Genomic DNA, 19,861 nt, shown 5'->3' with positions numbered 1-19,861 from the left:
GATTACGCCATGAGCATTATCTCCACCAAGTATCTGCTGCAAGACGCTCAGGCCAGAGGCTACGCCGTGCCCGCATTCAATATCCACAATGCGGAGACCATTCAGGCGATCCTCGAAGTCTGCCAAGAGATGCAATCCCCGGTGATCCTGGCGGGCACGCCGGGCACCTTCAAGCATATTGCCTTCAGCGAAATCTACGCGCTGTGCGAAGCCTACTCGGCAAGCTACAACATGCCGTTTGCACTGCACCTCGATCACCACGAATCTCTCGACGACATCAGTAACAAGGTGAGAGCCGGTGTGCGCAGCGCCATGATCGACGGCAGCCACCTCCCGTTTGCCGAAAACGTGAAGCTGGTGAAATCGGTGGTGGATTTCTGCCATCGCTATGATTGCAGCGTCGAGGCTGAGCTGGGCCGCCTCGGGGGCGTGGAAGACGATATGGATGTCGATGAAGAAAGCGCGTTTTTGACCGATCCGCAGGAAGCCTGTCGCTTTGCCGCCCAGACCGGGGTCGACAGCCTGGCCGTGGCGATCGGCACCGCCCACGGCCTGTACAGCAAACGCCCGAAGATTGATTTCAAGCGTCTGGCGGCGATCCGCGAAGTGGTTGCCATTCCGCTGGTGCTGCACGGTGCAAGCGACGTGCCGGACGAGTTTGTGCGGCGTGCCATTGAGCTTGGCGTCTGCAAAGTGAATGTCGCTACCGAGCTGAAAATTGCGTTCGCCGCCGCGGTGAAAAAATGGTTTGCCGATAACCCGCAAGGTAACGACCCACGCTATTACATGCGCGTCGGTATGGATGCAATGAAAGAGGTGGTGCGCAGCAAAATCACCGTGTGCGGCTCGGCTGACAAACTTACCCAGCAAGCCTGCACTGCACAATAAATAGAGAGAAAAAGGATCTTCTGATGAAAACCATGATTAAAAGCTCGTTACTGTTTCTGCTCGTCAGCAATGCCGCTTTCGCCGCCCAACATCAGTTGAATAACGCCAATATCGCCATCTCGTTCGATGACAGCAACTCAGCGGTGGTAGTCAAGGATCAACACTCCGCTCATCAGCTTGCGCCCAATGAGCTGTTCTTTCTCACCCTGCCGGATGAAAGCGTGATTCACGCCACCGATTTTAAAATCAAGCAAGTTCAGCAGAAAGGCGATGCGATTCATATTGATTATGATCACCCAGACTTTGCCGTCAGCGTGGTGTTGAATGTGCTGAAAGGGAAATATGCCAGCATCGACTATACCCTGCATGCAAAAGGCCAAGCGCAGGACGTGGCGAAAATCACCTTTTTCCCCACCAAAGGCAAGTCACAGGCCCCTTACGTGTACGGCGCGATTAACAGCTCGCCCATCGTAGCCGACAGCTTCTTCATGCTGCCGAATAAGCCCATCGTCAATACTTATGCCTATGAGACCACCACCAACCTCAACGTCGAGCTAAAAACGCCGATCAAAACCGACGCACCGGTCAGCTATACCCTTTATTTCGGCACCTTTGATGAACTGAGCCAACTGCGCCGCAGCGTTAATCAGTTTATCAACGTCATGCGTCCGCGCCCGTACCAGCCCTATCTGCACTACAACAGTTGGATGGATATCGGCTTTTTCACCACCTATACCGAGCAAGAAGTGCTCGACCGGATGGACGCTTACGCCAACGAGCTAATGAAAAAGCGCGGTGTAAAACTGGACGGCTTCCTGTTGGATGACGGCTGGGACGATCGCACCGGTAAATGGCTGTTTGGCCCAGCGTTCAAAGACGGTTTTGGCGTGGTGAAAGCCAAAGCCGACGGCCTGCACACCTCAGTTGGCCTGTGGCTTTCGCCGTGGGGCGGCTATAACAAACCGCGCGATATCCGCGTTTCTCACGCCAAAGAAAATGGCTTTGAAACCGTGGACGGCAAATTCGCCCTCTCCGGCCCAAACTATTTCCATAACTTTAACCGGCAGATCGGCAAGCTGATCAAAGACGAGCATATCACCTCGTTCAAGCTGGACGGCATGGGCAACGCTAACTCGTACATAAAAGGCAGCCAGTTCGCTTCCGACTTTGACGCCTCGATTGAGCTGATCAAAAACATGCGTGAGGCGAACAAAGATCTGTTTATCAACCTAACCACCGGCACCAATGCCAGCCCGTCCTGGCTGTTCTATGCCGATTCCATCTGGCGCCAGGGCGACGATATCAACCTCTACGGCAAAGGCTCACCCGCGCAGCAGTGGATGACCTACCGCGATGCTGAAACCTACCGTTCCATCGTGAGAAAAGGGCCGCTCTTCCCGCTCAACTCACTGATGTATCACGGCATTGTCAGCGCAGAAAACGCCTACTTTGGCTTAGAAAAAGTGCAGACCGACGGCGATTTTGCCGATCAGGCATGGAGCTACTTCGCCACCGGCACCCAATTGCAGGAGATGTACATCACGCCATCGATGCTGAACAGCGCCAAATGGGATGCCCTGGCGGCGGCGGCCAAATGGGCGCAGGCAAACGGCGATGTGCTGGTCGATACCCACTGGATAGGTGGCGATCCGACCATGCTGGATGTTTACGGCTGGGCGTCGTGGAGTAACGATAAGGCTGTCTTTGGGCTGCGTAATCCGTCAGACAAAGAACAAAGCTACTACCTGGATCTGAGCAAGAGCTTTGAAGTACCGCAAGGAGAGACCACCCGCTTTACGCTGAAGCCGGTTTACGGCAGCAACGCAACGCTGCCAGCAAACTACAGCCAGCCGGTGGTAATCACGCTGAAACCACTGCAAACGCTGGTGATAGAGGCCACGCCGGTGAAATAACCCCGGCATCGGGTATCATGCCCATCACGGTTCCCTCTCCCACAAAGAGAGGGAACTGCACTTCTGGCATCCCACATAATCCGCCACCAGAGTTCCCCGCAATAAACCAACCTCCTGTTACCCTAAACCGTTGATCAAGTATCCGCTGGGTAGGCGGAGGGAAACCGGTATGGCCGAGCATAGTGATTATCAGATTGAAAAATATAGCTTAGCGGAAATCAACGCAACGCGGCGCTTCCCCAGCAGCGTGCAGAAGCGATAGTGGGATGCTGCTTAGCCCGTGCCGGAAGTGCCGAATGGCTGCCCCCCGCGATGCTGGGTTATGCCAATGGGGTGTACCACATCTGATTACGCCGTTCGTTGCATTGCAAGGCCTTAAATTTAAGGCCTTGCTTAACATTGCACTTAAGCGATCCCTAAGCTTATAGAATGGCACCGAAATGCTGTGAGAGATAATCATCAATAATTGATGTATGACCTGCCGTAGGGGCTAATTTCCCCTGCATTAGGCCCACCAGATCGTCAACCTGACTGATATTCAAAGATTTCCCGTCGGCAGTATTTATGCTCTCTAGCTTACCGTTACTAAAAGCAGTATTTTGCGTACTCTCAAACCAGTGGTGAATAGTGATCTTGTCAGAAGAATTCAAAATTGAAATAACAAGATTATCGCTGTCACCGGCGAAACCTTTAACACGCGAGAACCAAAGCTGATCTGCATTAATATCATTTAAAATCAAGGTATCTGTATCACCTTTACCCAAGGTATCGTTATTGTACTCCCAGATGACATCTTGCCCATCACCTTTGTTAAAAATATAGGTGTCACTCCCCTTAAAACCTTGTAGCGTATCATTCCCTTTGCCACCGATGATAATATCATTAGCGTAAACACTGCCATTGATCGAGTTGTTTAACTCATTCCCTATCACCGTTGCCCGGGCATTATTTGATGATAACAGCGTATTCGCTCTGAAATTTTCAACATTGGCAGGAAGATAATAAGTCGTATTTGTTTGAATGCTACCTAAAAACTCAATGGTATCGGATGACCCACCCTTTTTCTCTTCAAAAATCTCATAACTGGCATTGGCGGCACCTATTACATACTTATCATCACCATTGCCACCATAGAGATAGTTAATGCTGTCTTTACCTATATAAAAAACATCGTTTCCATCACCGCCTTTTAACGTTTTTATTCCCGAACCACCATAAATAATATCCTTTCCCTCTCCGCCATAGAGCGTATCATTACCTGCACCACTATAGAGAGTATCATTGCCCTTCCCACCATAAATCGTATCATTCCCATTATTACCTTTGATCAGGTTATTTAATTCATTGCCATATATTATATCATTACCTTGGGTGCCATTAACATTTTCTATGTTTGCACCATAGGCGATACCAATAGCATTAGTTCCATCATAGCTTATTGAGTTCAAATATGATTTGCTCGGGGCAAGCTTAGGCACCTCAACATATATCGAACTTCTGGTCCCACCTTCGAGATTGATGATTGAACCAAGATTAAATGCACTAAAATCAAGCGTATCGTTACCCCCTCCATCCCAGATGGTGTCAAAGAAGTTGAGTTTCTCCGGGGTATATTTATAAGTTGTGTTATCAGCGTTAAAAGCGTAGTTTTTGCCATAGATATATTGCAACGCCTGAATATCCAAAATACCATAACTCACGGTCTGAGCTTCGCCCAGATAGACTCCCTTGGAATTATATAAAGCCGTTTTCTCTTGTGGGTAATGTAAGGAGTTCCGTATCTGATTATAAGACATGAGAGTATCGAGCATTGTAACATCAGTGAGATTGCTAAATTCCTGCCATTGCCCATTAACCATGATCTGGGTATGGTTAAGCCCCATGGCATGAGCAATTTCATGTGCGGAAATATAAAAAGAAGGAGGTGTAGTGACGCCGTTTGGGGGATCTATTTTAAACACCAGCGTATTAACACCGTTAATACCCGTGCTTATACCGCCAGCCCTAAAACTGAGCTCATTGCTCGCCATGAAACGCAAATCACCCATTTCATTTTTACTTTCATCAACCTCTTTAAATTTAATATTGGCAAAAGTGCTGAGATTATTCAATGACTTCCGGATTAAGTCATTGTATGGATTATCTGCTGGAATAGGGATGTATTTGGTGCCAAACTCTGCACTAGGTGTAGGATTAGTGTAAGCGCTTTTAGCCAGGCTCCATGTGTAGGTGTTGCCACCGTTCCCAGGCAATGCTTTATATTGCCGCAAAATGAAGTCTATTTTAGGGTTACCACTTAAAGGTATTTTTACATTTTCCATGAAATGCCCCTCAGATGTTTTAAAAATATTAACCCTTGCAGCTATACCCGCCATACTCCAGGTTGCATGTACGTTGACTTCCTTGCAACTCGGGCTATTCAGGGTATATGTCTTTTGATATTTACTTCAAAAAAGACTTCCGTGTATCAGTAAATATCCTTTAATCGGTCAGGATATCGGCTCGACATCAAACTAATACGCGAAATATGCGAGAGAATATTGTTAACCACCTACTGCGTTGACATCCACTTTCAATGTTATTTTTACCTCTATCATCTCTGTATAGTTAACCTGGCAATTAAAGTCAAAAAAAAGCACAAACATAAGCAATTGCTTACAAAAAAATAGGCGATACTTAGGCCGCACCATCTCGTGAGAGTAACCTGCTGAATGATTTTGCCCGGTGAAGGTCCACGCCGCCGCCTATCACAGCCATCGACGCAATCTTTGCGACAACCCCCTGTCAGGCGTTAAACTCTATCCTCTTCGAATCACACAACTCATGGAAAACCCAGATGACGAAACATTACGATTATCTAGCAATTGGCGGCGGCAGCGGCGGTATCGCATCGATCAACCGGGCAGCCATGTATGGCCAGAAATGCGCACTGATTGAAGCCAAAGAACTGGGCGGCACCTGCGTCAACGTGGGTTGTGTACCGAAAAAAGTGATGTGGCATGCGGCGCAGATCGCTGAAGCCATCCATCAGTACGGCCCAGACTACGGCTTTGATACCACCGTCAACGCGTTTGACTGGAAGAAGCTGGTCGCTAACCGTACTGCCTATATTGATCGCATCCACACCTCCTACGACAACGTGCTGGGCAAAAACAAAGTAGACGTGATCAAGGGCTTTGCCCGCTTTGTTGACGCACATACGGTAGAAGTCAACGGCGAGACCATCACCGCCGATCATATCCTGATCGCCACCGGCGGCCGCCCAAGCCACCCGAACATTCCTGGCGCAGAATACGGCATCGACTCCGACGGCTTCTTCGAGCTGGATGCGATGCCAAAACGCGTCGCCGTGGTGGGTGCTGGCTACATCGCAGTGGAAATTGCCGGGGTGATGAACGCGCTGGGAGCGGAAACCCATCTGTTCGTGCGTAAACATGCACCGCTGCGCAGCTTTGATCCGATGATTGTAGAAACGCTGGTCGAAGTGATGAACACCGAAGGGCCACAGTTGCACACCGAATCTATTCCAAAAGCCATCGTTAAAAACGCCGATGGCAGCCTGACGCTGCAACTGGAAAACGGTAAAGAGTTTATCGTCGACTGCCTGGTATGGGCGATTGGCCGCGAACCGGCCACCGACAACCTGAACCTGGCGGTAACCGGGGTGAAAACCAACGCCAAAGGCTATATCGAGGTCGATAAATTCCAGAATACCAGCGTGAAAGGCGTCTACGCGGTTGGCGACAACACCGGCGCGGTTGAACTGACTCCGGTGGCGGTTGCCGCAGGGCGTCGCCTGTCTGAGCGCCTGTTCAACAACAAGCCGGACGAGCATCTGGATTACAGCAACATCGCCACCGTGGTATTCAGCCACCCGCCGATCGGCACCATTGGCCTGACCGAACCGCAGGCAAAAGAGCAGTTCGGTGAAGACAACGTGAAGGTCTACAAATCTGCCTTTACCGCCATGTACAGTGCGGTCACCCAGCATCGCCAGCCGTGCCGTATGAAGTTGGTGTGCGTGGGTGCAGAGGAGAAGATCGTTGGCCTGCACGGCATCGGCTTTGGCATGGACGAAATCCTGCAGGGCTTTGCGGTGGCCGTAAAGATGGGGGCAACCAAGAAAGACTTCGACAACACCGTGGCGATCCACCCAACCGCTGCGGAAGAGTTTGTGACCATGCGCTAACGGGCCGCCTGTTAGCGAGCACCATTCTCGGGCCAGATGCCAACGCATCTGGCCTTTTTACTGCCCAAGATGCTCCACGCAGTTCACAGACAGAATCCCGGCTTTTCTCTATTCTCAATGGTACGACTCCAGACGCGACCTTGAGATACCCCAGTGAACAGCTTTGACCTGTCCTTGTTAAAATATATCCAGGAACACAGCCCGGTATTGATCGAGGATGTCACGTCCAGATTTGGTAAAACCACCTCGACGCTGAAGCGGGCAATGAAAGAAATTAACCAGTTTCTCGAGCCGGACTACCGCTTGCACCTGGATGGGCAATCGATCGTTACGGCCATTACCTATCGGGAATATATCGCCTTGCTGGAGCATATTCCGTTTAACCGCTATATCACCACTGCGGAGGAACGGATTAAGGATCTGTGCGTGGCGATGTGTTTGCAGGAGGTGGTGAATAAAAGCGAGTACTACCGCAAATTCAACGTCAGCCCCACCACGCTAAAAAATGATAACCAGGCGCTGCTGGCGTTTTTACAGGCCAATCGCCTCAGCGTTACCACCATTCCCAAGCAGGGATCGCGGTTGGACGGCGACGAAATTCTGCTGCGCATCGCGGTCTGCCTGATCATCCTCAAAACGGTGGAAATTGGTGAAGATCACCTGCTGGTGCCGCACAAAGCCAATGAGCCGATTAACCGCGCCATTGCCACACAGTTTTTGCGCGAGTGCCAACAGGAAATTCGCGCTGCGGCAGAGCTCTATCAGCAGCGGCTCAGCCGCGTCATTACGCTGGGCTATAACAGCAAGAAATACTTTCTGGTGTACATGAGCATTGCGCTGCATCGCATACGGCGCGGGCATAGTATTACCACCAGCGATAAGCTTAACTTTATTCAGTCCTGCGATTTCGCGCTGCTCGGCAGTGAACATGAAGATCGCTTTCTCGATCTGCTGGTTTCCTCGCTGACCTATACCTGGCGGCCATTTGACGTCTACGATCCCACGCTGATTAGGCTCGTCAAACGCTTGGGTGAATATATCTCGCCGCTGTTGAGAGCAGAAATACACAACGCGTCGCCGTTCTTTGCCGAGGTCTATCAGTTTATCTATTCAACCATCGTGCAAAGCAGGTTCAATTTATACTTTGACGACAAAAAACTGCATCAGGTGCAAACCCGGCACGCCGCGCTATATCAAGGCGTTGCCGAAGCCACCGCGCCCATCGCCCAGCACTACCACACCACGTTTTCCACCGTGCATCTGTCAACGCTGGTGTTGATCCTGAAAAAGTACGAGCTGCAAAACCGCATCCACAGCGAATATAAAAAACGCGTGATTATCGTTACCAATTCGTCGGAGAGTAAGGTCGGTTATTTCAAGGAAGTGTTGAAGTCACACTTCCATATCGAGATCGTCGCCTGTGTGAATATCAATGAATTACGCACGCTGGAACAGATCCCTTTTGATTTGCTGATTACCTTCACCAATAAAATCTCCAGCTATCTGAAGTATTATCAGTTGGCTTACATCAAGGTGAATTTCTATCTGACCCGCGACGATATTTCACTCTTGGGCAAACACGGGCTTTCGCGTGCGAAAAAGAAGATCCCCACAGAGGCATTTATTCAGGAAACCGCAGGGCTGGATCAGCAGCAACTGCGTGCGCTGTTAGAACAAAAATATGCCGACTTCTTTATCTGAACAGACTGGCCGCCAACCGTTGGCGGCCTCGTGAGGAAGGTTTTAAACCGTCGCGATCTGCGCCTGACGCACTCCGCGGCAGTAAACATCAAGCAGATTCAAATCGTTATCCAGCACCAGAATATCGGCATCTTTACCGGCCAACAGCGAACCTTTGCGATCCTGCGCCCCCGCCAGAAACGCTGGATTTTCGCACGCGATCCTCGCCACTGAAACCAGGCCATGTTCCAGACGATCGACGATATTCTTCACTGAATCGAGAAAATTCATCTCCAACTGCTGCACCGCTTCATAGTCACACGGGCAAACCTGGCGCGTATCGCCACCGTCCGTGGCAATCTCCAGTTGCCCCTGCTTGATGCGGAAGGTCTCTTTACGCAGATAGTGATAAAATTCATAGCCTTCGGGGAAATCGACATAACCCATGCAGTCGCTCATCAGCACCAGACGCCGATCGCGCTTCAAACGATAAAGCAGGTCAAAGGCCTCTGGCTTAATGGTAATGCCGCTCTGCTTCGCCACTTCTGCATAGGTGTCCTGATAGTACATCAGCGCCCCAACTACCCCGAGCTCACGGTGGTGAAAGCCGCGCATCCCACTGTAAGCGTGAGTGAAATGGCTTAAACCGGCTTCGATCGCGGCGCTAATTTCAGCAAACGTGGCATCGGTGTGGCCCGCTGAGGCGGTAATGCCCTGCGCCCGCAGATGCCGGATAAGCTCCAGAGCGCCTTCCAGCTCCGGTGCCAGCGTCATCAGGCGGATGTTCTGCCCCGCCAGGCGGTTGAAGTGCTCGAATCCCTCAACGCTGGGCCACTGCAGGCAATCCGCCCGCTGCATGCCCAGGTGCTTCTCGCTGATGTAGGGGCCTTCCATATGGATGCCAATGGCTTCTGCCCCGTCGGCAGGTGTGGCAGCGGCAATGTAGCCTGCCGCCGCCGCCAGCGAGGCCTCAAGAAAAGCGTTTGGCATCGTGCCAGACGTTGGCAGATAGGCGGTCACACCGGCCTTCACCAAATCGTGGCTCATCCACTTCAGCGAGGCGTTATTCCCTTTGTAGGCAAAAGACCCCCGTCCCCAGCCATGGACGTGGATGTCGACAAAGCCCGGCATAATAATCTGCTCGCTGTAGTCGATATAGCCAGCGGAACAGTGGGTATGAAACCCACTGATTTTCCCGCCCTGCACCAGTAAATAACCCGCCTTGATCCCATCGGGGAAGACAATTCTGTTGGATTTAATCACCCCAGAACGCAGGCTATTCATGGCTTCTCTCCAGCACCCGCTCGGCCAGCTCATCCGCCAACACGGCGCACAAACCGGTATAGCAGGCGGGATCCAGCAGCTCCGCGATCTCAGCGGCGCTGAAGTTTTCCGCCATCAGCGGATCGTTACGCAATATCTCGCCGTACTCGAGGTGTTCATGCGTGCTGCGCATCGCCATGTGGTAAACCAGCTCGTGAGCCGGATCTTTACCCAGCTTATCCACCAGTTTCATCATGATTTTTTCACTGTTAATCAGCCCGTGCGTCAGCATCACGTTGTCATGCATCCGTTCAGGGTTAATCACCAGCGTACGCGTCAGTTCTTCGGCACGCAGGATGATTTCAGCCATCAGCTCAATGCTTTCCTGCAGGCTGGCATCAAAGATGAAGTAGGCGGAACTGTCGGCCTCAAACGGCCGCGGGCACACGTAAAGCGCCGCCGTCAGCACTGAATACAGCTTCTGCGCATTGGCAATAATCCCTTTGGCCAGCTTGGGATTAACCTTTTGCGGCATGGTGCTGCTGCCCACCGTGCCCTTGGTGAACGCTTCCGATACCTCACCAAACTCTTCGCTGGAGGTTTGATAGACCTCTTCGGCGATTTTATGCAGCGTTGTCGCCAGCAGGCACAGGTTAGTGATGTACTCAGCGCGGAACACCCTGGCATTGCGTGAAGGCACCAGCATCGAATGCATACCCAATTGCTCAGCAACCCGATCCTGCACCGTTCTGCCCGCTTCACCGGTGGCGTGAAACGCCCCCACCGCGCCGCCCATCATCACGGTAAATACCCGTTTTTCCGCCTCTTGCATGCGCTCCACCGCCGCCAGCAGTTCATAAATCCATACCGAAACCTTATAGCCATAAGTGATGGGCAGAGCGTGTTTACCGTGAGTACGCCCCGCCATCAGGGTGTTTTTATGCGTTTTCGCCAAGCGCGCCAAATTGACCAGCGTGGCATCCACGAACTTCATCAGCTTGAGGTGGAATTTTTTCACGATCAGCAGATGGGCGGTTTGCTGAATATTCTGGGTGGTCACCCCGTAATGCACATACTTACCGCTTTCTGCATCACAGGCTTTGACCAGCACCTTGATCACCGGAACAAAACCGTGGCCAATCTGGCGCAACAGGCGGTCAACCTCGGCAAGATCGATCCGCTCGAGGCGGCAGTTGGCGGCGATGTTTTCAGCCGCAGCGGCCGGGATCATGCCAACTTCGGCCTGCGCCAGCGCCAGCGCACCTTCCACATCGAGCCATGACTGCACCCTGGCTTCGTGCGTGAACAGATCTTTCATCCCCTGGTGATCGATGGTTTTGCTTTTAGAGTCGTATAGTGCGCGCATGCTGTTTCCTCTTAACGTTGCGTCGTGCCGGCCAGGTGATCGTCTACCGCATTGCGGACAAACTCGACGTGTGGCCCAAAAACGACGTGAATATGGTTACTGGAGGGAATAAAGGTCCCCAAAGATCCCGCTTCTTTCAGCAACTCCATATTCAGCAGCTTCTGATCGCCAAGATCGATACGCAGCCGTGATACACAGTTTTCCACCCGCTTGATATTGCTCCTGCCCCCTAAACCTTCCACCACTAACTGCGCTACCTTGTCGTACTCTTTATTATTCAGCAGGGCGCTATCCGCCATTTCATTTTCGCGGCCAGGAGTTTTAATATCGAATTTGCCAATCGCATAGCGGAAGACAAAATAGAACACCACAAAGTTAACCATTCCCAGAAGAATCAGGTTCACCCAGTGGGTATTTTCATACATCAGCCCGAAAATACCGAAGTCAAAGATCGTCCCGCGAATATAGCCAATCGACACTTCCAGGATTTGCAGAGGAATGGTTAACAGGCCGCACAATATCGCATAGACAATAAACAGTTTGGGAGCAATAAACAGGAAAGAGAATTCCAGCGGTTCGGTAATATTGCCAAGAAACGCGGTCAGCACCACGGTCAGAATCATCCCCTTGGCAAATTTCTTGTTCTTGAGATAGGCCATGTGATACATCGCCAGGCCGATAGCCGGAACGCGGAACAGGGTAGTCAACATCTGTGATGAGGCCAGATAGCTCGACAGCGTCGGCATAAACTCATTCCACGCCGGGTGATTTGGCCCGAGCTCAAACAGGATTTTGTTCATGGCAGGCAGAATGCCTACGTAGGTTTGGCCATCAATCAGATAGGTGCCGCCAGCTTCGGTAAAGCGCACCGTCGAACTCAGCACGTGGTGTAAACCAAACGGGATCAGCAAGCGGTTCAAAGTCATGTAGATCCCGGCACCAATATTCGGTGCCATCATGATGGTGGAGATGCTCCTCATTCCGTAGGTAAAAACGTCCCAGACAAAGGGGATCAGCAGGCCGACCGGAATAGTAAAGGCGATTGACAGGATGGCGACCGATTTTTTACCGCTGAAAAAGGCAAATGCCAGCGGGAGTTGCAGCCGATAAAACCTGTCAGTCACTTTGGCAGCCAGCAAGCCGGCAATAATCCCCCCTAACGCCTCTATTTTCAGCGTGTGTATCCCCAGCACCATGCCCTGCCCGACCAGAGCCATATTATCTGTAATCAATTGATCCATGAGCTTCAGATGCACATGCATGGAGATCAGAAGAGCCAGATACGCGATCACCGAGGCGAAAACCGCAATGCCTTTTTCTTTCTTCGACATACCATAGGCAACCCCCATGGCAAACAGTAACGGGATATTCTGAAAGACGACGCTGCTGATTAAGCCGACTGAAGACAGGATCGCCTTGCAATAGGCATTACCCAGAAATGGCAGCTTGTCTATCATATACGCCTGGCCAAGCGCGCTGCAGATCCCCATTAACATCCCTACCGGTGCTAAAACGGCAATAGGCAATAATAGGGAGCGTCCGAATGTCTGTATTTCGTTTTTAAAATGAGATGTCATAATCTGGACCCCTGGTTACTTAACCTCCCTATCAGACAATGTCGGGGCTTCCACCATCAAGGCCAAATGCTGGCTAATTCAAGGCTCATTTTTTGTCCGTAAAAAGCTGACCTACATCACATTGACCATGATTGGTGTTGCAAGCGTTCAGTATTGAGCCATGATGAAACGTCGTTATAACCTAAAGGTGTTCTCTATAACCCAGCGGCCTGATAAATTCGTCACTCTGAAATCTTTATCCATGATGATTGGAATACTCTGATGTTCACCCGCCTGCTCAACGTTATCACATTGGCATTCGCTGCCCTGGTTATCAGCCAACCTTATGCCTTCAGTTTTACGCTGGAAATAACAGGAAATATCAGCAAATTCACTGATGAGGAAAACCATCGCTATATCTTTACCGATCAGCAGCTATTTGCCATGCCGGTACAGTCGATTACCACCAGCACATCATGGACCCCAAAGGAAAAATTTGAAGGTGTGGCGCTGGCTGAATTATTAACTACGGTGGGTGCCAAGGGCACCACGATGACGTTTTATGCGTTAAATGATTATTACATCGATATCCCCATTACCGATGTTGATAAATATCGCATGATCCTGGCCTATAAAATGGGGGGCACCCTGCTGAAAATAAGAAATTTTGGGCCATTATTTCTCATTTATCCCCGAGATACCGGTGGCAATGAATTAAACTCACCGCTGTATAACTCGCGCTTTATCTGGCAAATCAATCGGATAGTGATCAAATGAAGCTGTTCCCCTTTAAGAATGGCCGTAAGTTGGCGATTCCGGCCATTTTTGCAGCCCTGTTTTTAGTCGCCTCAGCGGTCACGCTTTATTCTTATAGCGCGATACTCTCCCAAAAAGGGTTGTATGCCATTGCGGGTACGCAGGAAAACTATTCGTGGTCGATCGCAAAATTTGCCATCAAACTTGCCGAGTTTGAAACCTTTATTGAGCAACAAAAAAGTGCCAGCCGGCATAACGCCGAGGAACTAAGGCTGAAATTCGAGATCCTGTACTCGCGCTTTTATGTGCTTGAAACCGTGTCAGAATCCACTCAGCCTTTGTATCGTGAGCCGGGCTACCCGCAGGTTGTTAAAGAAATGCTCCGCCAGATGGATCATCTGGATGCCCTGATCGGCGAGCAGAATATTAACTTTCAGCAAATTTCGCAGACCTTAACCCGGCTTAAGCCGTTATCGATAGAAATGGCTAATCTGACAGACCATGCGGAAGTTAAACAACGCAGCGGCGCTTATGAAGATTTTATTGAGAAGCGCCGGATTATTTTCTATGGATTGGTGATGATCATATTTTCGGTCATCGCTCTGATCGTGATTACTGTGCTGGTTTTGCGCCAACAGCGTTTGACCATTCAGCAGCAGGCGCTGGCCATTGAGGCAGAAAAGGCCACCCGCACTAAAAATGCCTTCTTGGGCGCTATCGGCCACGAATTACGAACTTCGCTACAAAGCATCATGTCTGCCATTGATGTATTGGTGAATACAAAATTCCTGGCTGAACATGTGGATACCTTCCAGCGGCTAGAGAGCGCGGCACAGCAAATTGAAAGCCAGATGAAAGATTTAACCGATTATGCCCATCTGGAAAGCGGCATGATGGTCCTGCGCATCGTGCCGTTTAACGCCCACAAACTGATCGAAGAAACTGCCGACGAAATTGTTCTGCTGTCGCACAAGAAACACATCAGCTTAATCTGCGAGTTGGGCCTCAACATACCGTTGATCTGTTCCGATCCGCTGCGAATCCGGCAAATTCTCACCAATCTGCTGACCAACGCCTTCAAATATACCGAGAGCGGTACGATCACCTTACGCAGTTGCCTGCGTGAACAGCTACAGGGCACCTCGCTGCTGATCGAAGTCACAGATACCGGGATAGGTATTGAAGAAGCGATGCTGCCACAGATTTTTGAGCCATTCACTCAGTTAGATCAGTCACATACCCGCCGATATAGCGGCGTGGGTATGGGGCTGGCGATCGTTCACGGCCTGGTCGAGTTACTCAAAGGCACGATCGAGGTGCGCAGTGAGCTGAAAAAAGGCAGCACCTTTATCGTCAGCATTCCCGTGGAAGTCAGCGCAGAAACGTTACCTGAAGAGTCTCTGCAGCCCGAAACCTCGGCATTGAAAAAAGAGCAGCAGATTCTGGTGGTGGATGATAACCCGGCTGCCGGCCACGCCTTTGTCACACTGCTTGACAAGCTGGGGTATCGGTATGAATTGTGTGATTCATCGGAACGGGCATTGCAGAAGCTGCTGCGGCGCCCTTATGACGCCTTGCTGCTCGATCTGCAGATGCCAGAGATTGATGGCACTACGGTAGCAAAACAGTTGCGCAGCCAGCGTGGCCCAAACCGCAACATTCCCATTATTGGTATCAGCGCCTTCACGCCTGAATTACTGTCGGCAGAACAGCGAGCCATGTTTGATGACTACCTGATGAAGCCGGTGCGCATGAGTATGCTCTCTGCTTCACTGGCAAAACTGTTTGCAGCTAAAGATTAAAACAACGCTGCAGTGCGGCTTCGATCACATGGAGCCGTACCGGTTTTTCATAAGGGCCAAGCACGTCGTAATCGCGCATCGCCCTGGCAATTTCCGACTCTCGCAGATCGGTGCCCAGTTGCCCGGTCAATACCAATACCGGCGCATCGGGATGATCTGAAGTGCGAATGGTTTCAATACATTTTTGCGCCGTTTCCTGGCCAATCAACCAGTCCACCACATAGCCATCGAACGGGCTTTTGATCAACGCCTGGCAGAAACTGGCCACGTCGTAGAAAGCAACGGCGCTAAAACCCTGCGCATTGAGATACTTAGTGAGCTCATCTGCCACCTGGTGGGCATCATCAAGCACCGCGATGCTCAGGCGTTCATCCTCAACGCTGTTTGGCCGGATTTCGATCAGCTCCACGCAAAAACGCTGGCCCGCGGGTGCCTCATCGGCACGGTAGATGGTCCATTGCCCTTCTTGCAGCAGGGCAACAAATTCCGCCAACCGGCCCCCCGTTAACTCATCACCGATATAGCCAACACAAGGGAGCTCGACACCCGCAACCCAAAAGATGGCATCCTGCGCCATAGTTTGCGCAAGCGCGTCGCTTTCGGGCACGAGATCAATAATGGCCGCCGGTTTTTCGCCCAACGCCACGGCGACCCGACTGATTTGCTCCAGCGTCCACGGGCTTTGCCCCTTCAGCTTACGATGAGCGTGTGAAAAACTCAGATCCAGAATGTGGCTGAGCTCCTTGGCATGCTGACGCTTACCAATTCCATGGTGTAGAAAGAGTTCCCTGACTTTGCCTGCAATCGACTGCGAATCGAATTTTTGATGATTGTTATACATTTTATCCTTCGATTTTTTCACTGATTTATCAGTCGCTTTGATGCTCTCTGTGTAGAAACGTTATCGAAAACTCGTATATTATGCAATCTCAAACTAAAAGCTTGCTTGACACGCCATCTTTTATAGTCAAACATGGTATTAGAAGCGATGTATTATAAAAACGATACTAGACCTATCTAGTAATAATAACCATAACAACACCAGGGAAATTTTAAACCGGTCGAAGTTCCTGAAAACAGTATGCATCAGGATGTTCTGAAAACCGTGTGAAGTTTAGCCATCGTGCTAGCCGTTTTACCCACCATTGAACCGGGCCCCACAAGGGTTCCGGTTTTTTATTTTGATGGTTTAAAGCTGGGGGAGCTGTTGAGCTTGCTATTTGCCCACGCTTATCGCGTCTTCTTCAGCCTGGCGGATGATGGCTTTCGCCATCCATTGGGTGACATTCTGAATATCGTTGAGTTCTAAACCCCAGATATCTTTCAGCACTAAAAAAACTTCTGAACCATAAATCAGTGAAAAAGCATGAACCACTCGCTGCAGGGCTTCAGATGACAACTTGTGCTGTAGGGGCTCCACCGCCAGCTTCAACAAACGCTTACGGTTGCCTCGCACAAATTTTTCGCCCGGTGTTGCATGAGCCCATTGCTGCAGCGACAGTTGCAAGGCCGCACGCAACGCCCCTTCATGCCGTTCCATCTGCGGATAGGCAAACGCCAGCAATTGCTGAATGCGCTTCAGCGCGTCATTATCCTGCGGCTGCCATTCAAGAATTGGCCCCAGGCTTTCCGCCACCACGGCGGCGATTAACGCGCTCTGGGTGGGAAAATAGCGATAGGCGGTGACACGAGAAACCTGCGCATGTGCAGCCAGTTCAGTGATTGAAGGGAAAGCTCCGCCATCATAGAGCTCCATGGCGCTGGTGAGCAGCAAATGACGGGTTTTGGCCCGAGTATGCGTCAGAGATTCATCCCGCGGCGCGGGGAATGCGGTTATTGGCACGTCAACCTCGAACTTCCTCGTATCATCCAGCCCCGGAGCAGATACGATTAAAAACGTAACCGGTAGGATCCTGGTCCATCGGCAGCGCAAAAACCAAGCTAAAACAGCCAGGAATGAGATCTAATTCCCATTATCGGCTAATTAATGCTTGCATAAATGATACTACAGTCTCATTATGTCTACAAAATAATCGGCTGTATCTTATTGTCCAACACCAGGGTTCCAAACTTAAAATAATAATTATATTTATAATCAAACTGTTCGGACATCTGTCCGAACCTTTTTCAGGAACAGACAATGAGAAACACCCCGGCTTTTGTCTATATTGCTACCACAGCAGATACCAAAGGACAAGAGTTGGAGTATGTTCGCAATCTGATCGCCAATCTCGGTTTACCCCCAAGAACGCTTGATCTTTCCACTTCAGGAATGCCTTCAGCTTATCAGACTGATGTGTCTGCATTGGAAATCGCCCGCTACCATCCCGAAGGCGCACAGGCCGTTTTTTGCCGTAACCGTGGTCAGGCAATTGCAGCCATGGCGGTCGCCTTCGAGCGTTTTATGCTGACACGCAACGACATCGCCGCCCTGCTCGGTTTGGGTGGTTCGGGCGGAACAGCAATCATCACACCGGCAATGCAGCAGTTGCCGATTGGTTTACCAAAATTAATGGTTTCCAGTATGGCGGCAGGTGACGTTTCCGGGTATGTCGGGGCCAGCGATATCGCCATGCTCTATTCAGTGACCGACATCGCCGGGCTAAATCGGATTTCGCGCAAGGTATTGAGCAATGCCGCCAATCAGATTGCCGGGGCGATACGTTTTCATGTGGATGATGACGCCGACAGCAAGCCCGCAACCGGTTTGACCATGTTTGGCGTCACCACGCCCTGCATCAAAACCATCACCCGTGCGATCGAAGCCGAGTGGGACTGCCTGGTGTTCCATGCCACCGGCAGCGGCGGCCGGGCAATGGAAAAGCTGATCGACAGCCATTTGCTCAACGCGGTATTGGATCTGACCACCACTGAAGTCTGTGATTATCTGTTCGATGGTGTTTTAGCCTGTAACGAAGACCGTTTTGGTGCCATTGCCCGTACCGGTATCCCTTGTGTGATGTCTTGCGGAGCATTGGATATGATCAACTTTGGTCATCCGCGAACCATTCCGGCGCGCTATGCCGATCGGCATTTCTATAATCACAATACCCAGGTGACATTGATGCGCACGACGGTAGAAGAAAATATCCATATGGGCCGTTGGATTGGTGAAAAACTGAATGCCTGCGAAGGTAACATACGCTTCGTCTTGCCAGCAGGTGGAGTGTCCGCGCTGGATGCGCCAGGGCAGCCGTTCTGGGATCCGGCGGCGCTGAGCGCGTTTGCCCGCTCACTCGAATCAACTCTGAAGCAGACCGACAAACGCTTGCTGGTTAAAACACCATACCACATCAACGCTCCGCAGTTTGCTAACGTGGTTATTGAACAATTTCACGCTATCTCTCCTATAGTTGAATAATGATCATTCGCACGCCTCACCAGGGAAATCCATGTTAAATGGAAAGCGAAATAAAAAGGGCCGGATAATTAATCCGGCCCTTTTTATTAAGGATAATCTTAATTACTGTGCAGCAGGTTGCTGTTCCTTCATCTTATTCATACGCTCCGTCATTTTCCTTTCATGACTAAGATAATTCTCATTGTACTGTTTCTTCTGCTCTGGAGTCAGCAGGTTGTACATTTTATTTTCCGCTTTGGCACGCGCCAGCATATGTTCAGATTGTACTTTGGCGATCGCATCAATTTGCGCTTTTACCTTAGCCTCATCAAAATTCTCTGAAGCCACCAGATTATGTAATGCCTGGCGCTCGTCTCTCGCCCCTGGGCCACGATCCTGACGCGATTCTTTCATAATGTCGCGCATTTGCTGGCGCTGTTGTTCCGTCAGAGCCAAACCAGCAAACGGGCCACCTTTACCTGGGCCGTTGTGGTGCATCATTTTCATGGGTGCAGCAGTGGTATCGGCAGCAAATGCCGTCGCCGCTGACCCCAACGCTAAGGTAGAAGCAATAAATAAAGCCGTCAGTTTACGCATAATCATTTCCTTAAAATTACTCTTCATCAGGAGCGCTGTACGTGAACAGGCTCATAGTGTCGTCGGAAATAATAGTATGCTGATGAATATAGAGTAACGCGATGGCGTGTAAACTTTTTAAAACCTTAAATAGCTTTATTCGCCAATTATGAATAAATTATGAAGAAGGCGTTAGTGATGCGGCAGTTTGCGTTGCGCCAGAAAAATGTTCCACGTTATTTATGCCCATAACGGCTTTTGGCATAAATTACTTCCCGGTGGCATCTCTGGTTCAACAAGGTGAAAAAAACAGACTTTCGCGCAGTTTGCGGTTCTCTTTTACACTCTATAGCAGACATCACTCACGTGAAAGTGGCCTATCAAAGCGAAAATTGCCTCTATAATTGTTCCACTGTCACCCAATGACTCGCAAAAGGCGTTTTACTTGATGGGAAATACCTGCATTACCGGGACGGAGGCAACCGTTTCCCCCGTCGAAAACGCCCGGTTGCCCTGCTTTTTGAGGAATGAT

Annotated in this window: 14 protein-coding genes; 7 read left to right on the top strand and 7 right to left on the bottom strand. The window is 50.5% G+C overall.

What is annotated here, in order from left to right:
* The first annotated feature begins 9 nt into the window (after positions 1-9).
* On the top strand, positions 10-888 hold the full coding sequence (gene kbaY, locus BMI79_RS16125) for a tagatose-bisphosphate aldolase subunit KbaY (RefSeq protein WP_076943144.1): 879 nt from the start codon (positions 10-12) through the stop codon (positions 886-888).
* A gap of 23 nt (positions 889-911) precedes the next feature.
* Entirely contained in the window at positions 912-2,801 is a 1,890-nt protein-coding gene (locus BMI79_RS16120; RefSeq protein WP_076943143.1) for an alpha-galactosidase, read from the top strand.
* A 422-nt stretch (positions 2,802-3,223) separates the two neighbouring features.
* Here BMI79_RS16120 and BMI79_RS16115 read toward each other — a convergent pair whose 3' ends face one another.
* Positions 3,224-5,122, bottom strand: coding sequence for a M10 family metallopeptidase C-terminal domain-containing protein (locus BMI79_RS16115; RefSeq protein ID WP_158069123.1), 1,899 nt, complete (start codon positions 5,120-5,122; stop codon positions 3,224-3,226).
* 515 nt (positions 5,123-5,637) lie between these two features.
* Between BMI79_RS16115 and gorA the strand changes: the two genes are divergently transcribed.
* A complete protein-coding gene (gene gorA, locus BMI79_RS16110) occupies positions 5,638-6,990 on the top strand; it encodes a glutathione-disulfide reductase (RefSeq protein ID WP_076943141.1) in 1,353 nt (450 codons plus the stop codon).
* Positions 6,991-7,143: 153 nt separating this feature from the next.
* Positions 7,144-8,691 carry a BglG family transcription antiterminator gene (locus BMI79_RS16105; protein ID WP_076943140.1) on the top strand — a complete coding sequence of 516 codons (1,548 nt, stop codon included), beginning with the start codon at positions 7,144-7,146 and terminating at the stop codon, positions 8,689-8,691.
* 42 nt (positions 8,692-8,733) lie between these two features.
* On the opposite strand, the gene BMI79_RS16100 is transcribed toward BMI79_RS16105, so the two are convergent.
* The 3 genes from BMI79_RS16100 to BMI79_RS16090 are packed head-to-tail and all read right to left on the bottom strand — an operon-like array spanning position 8,734 to position 12,876.
* The gene (locus BMI79_RS16100; protein WP_076943139.1) at positions 8,734-9,954 is read right to left on the bottom strand and encodes an N-acetylglucosamine-6-phosphate deacetylase; all 1,221 of its coding nucleotides are present in this window, start codon (positions 9,952-9,954) and stop codon (positions 8,734-8,736) included.
* On the bottom strand, positions 9,947-11,299 hold the full coding sequence (locus tag BMI79_RS16095) for a class-II fumarase/aspartase family protein (protein ID WP_076943138.1): 1,353 nt from the start codon (positions 11,297-11,299) through the stop codon (positions 9,947-9,949). Before BMI79_RS16095 ends, BMI79_RS16100 begins: the two co-directional genes overlap by 8 nt.
* Positions 11,300-11,310: 11 nt before the next feature.
* Entirely contained in the window at positions 11,311-12,876 is a 1,566-nt protein-coding gene (locus BMI79_RS16090) for a PTS transporter subunit EIIC (RefSeq protein ID WP_076943137.1), read from the bottom strand.
* A 261-nt stretch (positions 12,877-13,137) separates the two neighbouring features.
* Here BMI79_RS16090 and BMI79_RS16085 point away from each other — a divergent pair, with 261 nt between their 5' ends.
* The gene (locus BMI79_RS16085) at positions 13,138-13,632 is read left to right on the top strand and encodes a putative pterin-binding protein (protein WP_095996149.1); all 495 of its coding nucleotides are present in this window, start codon (positions 13,138-13,140) and stop codon (positions 13,630-13,632) included.
* The gene (locus BMI79_RS16080; protein WP_076943135.1) at positions 13,629-15,413 is read left to right on the top strand and encodes an ATP-binding response regulator; all 1,785 of its coding nucleotides are present in this window, start codon (positions 13,629-13,631) and stop codon (positions 15,411-15,413) included. Before BMI79_RS16085 ends, BMI79_RS16080 begins: the two co-directional genes overlap by 4 nt.
* Here BMI79_RS16080 and BMI79_RS16075 read toward each other — a convergent pair.
* Entirely contained in the window at positions 15,403-16,254 is an 852-nt protein-coding gene (locus BMI79_RS16075) for a helix-turn-helix domain-containing protein (RefSeq protein ID WP_076943134.1), read from the bottom strand. The genes BMI79_RS16080 and BMI79_RS16075 overlap by 11 nt on opposite strands.
* A gap of 375 nt (positions 16,255-16,629) precedes the next feature.
* Complete coding sequence (locus BMI79_RS16070) at positions 16,630-17,169, bottom strand: TetR/AcrR family transcriptional regulator (protein ID WP_244157355.1); 540 nt, start codon at positions 17,167-17,169, stop codon at positions 16,630-16,632.
* A 384-nt stretch (positions 17,170-17,553) separates the two neighbouring features.
* On the opposite strand from BMI79_RS16070, the gene BMI79_RS16065 reads away from it, so the two are divergent.
* Positions 17,554-18,774: a Tm-1-like ATP-binding domain-containing protein gene (locus BMI79_RS16065; RefSeq protein WP_076943132.1), complete on the top strand. Its 1,221-nt coding sequence runs from the start codon at positions 17,554-17,556 to the stop codon at positions 18,772-18,774.
* Between the two features lie 102 nt (positions 18,775-18,876).
* On the opposite strand, the gene spy is transcribed toward BMI79_RS16065, so the two are convergent.
* Positions 18,877-19,350 (bottom strand): ATP-independent periplasmic protein-refolding chaperone Spy, encoded by a 474-nt coding sequence (gene spy, locus BMI79_RS16060; RefSeq protein WP_076943131.1) that lies wholly within the window; start codon positions 19,348-19,350, stop codon positions 18,877-18,879.
* Positions 19,351-19,861 lie beyond the last annotated feature (511 nt).

It is taken from the genome of Serratia oryzae (genome assembly GCF_001976145.1).
Lineage (GTDB): Bacteria > Pseudomonadota > Gammaproteobacteria > Enterobacterales > Enterobacteriaceae > Chania > Chania oryzae.
The sequence above is the reverse complement of the archived record's forward strand: the minus strand, read 5'-3'. Positions and strand labels throughout refer to the sequence as shown.

Bases quoted from the DNA above. Each gene is read 5' to 3' on its own strand.
- kbaY (WP_076943144.1), top strand. From the start codon at position 10: ATGAGCATTATCTCCACCAAGTATCTGCTGCAAGACGCTCAGGCCAGA.
- BMI79_RS16120 (WP_076943143.1), top strand. From the start codon at position 912: ATGAAAACCATGATTAAAAGCTCGTTACTGTTTCTGCTCGTCAGCAAT.
- BMI79_RS16115 (WP_158069123.1), bottom strand. From the start codon at position 5,122: ATGGAAAATGTAAAAATACCTTTAAGTGGTAACCCTAAAATAGACTTC.
- gorA (WP_076943141.1), top strand. From the start codon at position 5,638: ATGACGAAACATTACGATTATCTAGCAATTGGCGGCGGCAGCGGCGGT.
- BMI79_RS16100 (WP_076943139.1), bottom strand. From the start codon at position 9,954: ATGAATAGCCTGCGTTCTGGGGTGATTAAATCCAACAGAATTGTCTTC.
- BMI79_RS16095 (WP_076943138.1), bottom strand. From the start codon at position 11,299: ATGCGCGCACTATACGACTCTAAAAGCAAAACCATCGATCACCAGGGG.
- BMI79_RS16090 (WP_076943137.1), bottom strand. From the start codon at position 12,876: ATGACATCTCATTTTAAAAACGAAATACAGACATTCGGACGCTCCCTA.
- BMI79_RS16085 (WP_095996149.1), top strand. From the start codon at position 13,138: ATGTTCACCCGCCTGCTCAACGTTATCACATTGGCATTCGCTGCCCTG.
- BMI79_RS16080 (WP_076943135.1), top strand. From the start codon at position 13,629: ATGAAGCTGTTCCCCTTTAAGAATGGCCGTAAGTTGGCGATTCCGGCC.
- BMI79_RS16075 (WP_076943134.1), bottom strand. From the start codon at position 16,254: ATGTATAACAATCATCAAAAATTCGATTCGCAGTCGATTGCAGGCAAA.
- BMI79_RS16070 (WP_244157355.1), bottom strand. From the start codon at position 17,169: ATGGAGCTCTATGATGGCGGAGCTTTCCCTTCAATCACTGAACTGGCT.
- BMI79_RS16065 (WP_076943132.1), top strand. From the start codon at position 17,554: ATGAGAAACACCCCGGCTTTTGTCTATATTGCTACCACAGCAGATACC.
- spy (WP_076943131.1), bottom strand. From the start codon at position 19,350: ATGCGTAAACTGACGGCTTTATTTATTGCTTCTACCTTAGCGTTGGGG.